At 41.6% G+C, this 2,109-nt stretch carries 1 protein-coding gene; it reads right to left on the bottom strand.

From position 1 onward, the window contains the following. Positions 1-9: 9 nt before the first annotated feature. Positions 10-2,109, bottom strand: a 2,100-nt coding sequence (locus PG897_RS22430) for a hypothetical protein (protein ID WP_270829436.1), incomplete at its 5' end; no start/stop codon positions are given.

Below are 2,109 nucleotides of genomic sequence, written 5' to 3'. Positions count from 1 at the left end.
GGCAGCCTGTCAAGGTATTCGAAGAGTACCGTCAGGCGGCATAGGCGAGTGTCGCACTTCGAAGTTGAATTCGCGTTCTTCTATGGCATGAATAAACTCTTTATATTTTTCATTACCTTCTTCATTAATCCATTCTACATTACCCTTATATGTTGGGGTTTTCTTGAATTCATTGTCATTTCTAAGGGTCTTTTGAGCTGCATCTATAGCGGTATTTGCGGTTATACGAGATCCACTCTCTTTAAGGAAAAAGCCGAAAGCGTTGAGAACGATATACTTGAAGCGAAGGGAGAGATCTACAAGGTTATCACCTTTATCAACTTCAAAAACCATTCTTAGATATGATATTTGAGTAAATATCTTATTAAAGACGGCGCTGAGTAGTGAAATACGCTGAGCTGGGTTAGTAAACAAGGTGGATATACTTTCTCTACGATTTATATTCCATTTTTCAAGCTCTGCTATAAAATTATCACAATTCTCTGCTCCAATCGTGTCAACAGAAGATTCATCTTTTTCATCTTGTTTCTCTTCATCAACCTGCTTAGTTGGGCTTAGATTGTAAACAGAGTAAAAAGGCGCGTCATTCAATATATCAGAGAAGGTGCGTTTATCTATTCCATTGTGACAGCGTGCTGCATTTAGTATGGATGTGGCCAAAATTTCAAATGCCTTGCTAAAATATACTTTCAGTTGTTTATTTCCTTGGGTGCCATAATATGCATTGTAAGTGTAGATAGCGAGCAGGAAGGGATATTTTTCATTTTTGGCATTTTCTCCAGTGATGCTCATTTTATCGAGATGGAGCTCAATGGGAGGCATGCTACGCAAGATATTTGAACGTAGTGAATCCTCAATTAATAGTTGATTTGCTCTAAGTACAGGTGAGCTATTTTTATAGTTGTTGATTGCATCTATTTGATCTTTGGTAAAGTTATATCTCGCCCATGGAATGTCTAGCTTGGCCTGCTTATGTAAATTAAATGCGATTAACTGACTTGCTCTGCAAGGGCTTTTAAACTCTAATGCAGAGAGGGCTAGTGTATAGCTGGCACCATGTTGGCTGGCTGACGACCATGTCTTCAGGTTTTCCAGCAGACTCCTATATTTATCGGTTTCTTCTTTTGATTGAAGATCATCTGGCCTCAGTAGTCGAACCATTTGTCCCAGTTCTCGAGAAGATTTTGGCCAGGGAAAATCACGACCCTTTTCATCATCGTGTTTCGGGCCAAAGAAGCAGGAAAGCAACCTGTCTTGATAGGTATCATCAGTACTCTTACAGACATATGGGATGAAGTTATTGTTGCTCCATTTAATCTTTAACTGGGCGGTAATAGCATCAATCGATTGCAGGGTAATGCGATAATGATGGGGAAGTACTTTGGTCAGATATGCATTGGGTAGGCTATCAAGCAGCCTCTTTTTTGTGCTTTCAATCTCTTGAATATCTTTACTTACAATACTTTTGCCAAAATTGATTTTAACTAAATGCTCATAGAGATCGGGGTCACCACTGACCAAGGGAATGATAAAGGGGCAGCACAGTCGGCGGCGGATCTCTTCCAGCACGTCATAGGCCTTGCCCAGGGCCATATCGACATCATCGATGGGCAGGACGAGGGCATCACAGCAGAGCAGTGTAATCGCCTCTTTGACAAAACGATAAAAATTATTCTGAACTCTGACCCCCGAGCTGTAATGCATCAGCTTATCGAGCCCACCTAATTGTTGTTTATCCACTTCCTCGATAGATTCAGCCAGCTTCCTTAAGCGGTTATAAAACTCCGTTGTCTCTGTCTGCGGTTTGCCATGAATGTGTTTGTGAACACTGTTAAAAATGTTGGCAATAATAACATTGCTGAAGCTGTCATTATCTTGCAGCAGAGTTGGGTCAACGGGATCAAGAAAATGAAGGTCGGGCTTGTTCTTATCATTTTGTTCCGCCCATAGCGTTTTTGCGTTATACAAGAAAATACTCTTTCCCGTGCCCCTGCCTCCGCTTATCAAGATGGAGTCGTGAACATGGCGCGTTGTATGGTAATCCCCCCATTTTTTGGAGCACTCAAAAGTAGAGGTCATGCGGCCTGTGCCAAGCGCTGTTTCGGCGTG

The sequence above is a fragment of the Aeromonas sp. QDB20 genome (genome assembly GCF_027707805.1).
GTDB lineage: Bacteria > Pseudomonadota > Gammaproteobacteria > Enterobacterales > Aeromonadaceae > Aeromonas > Aeromonas dhakensis.
This window is presented reverse-complemented; position numbering and strand designations above follow the sequence as displayed.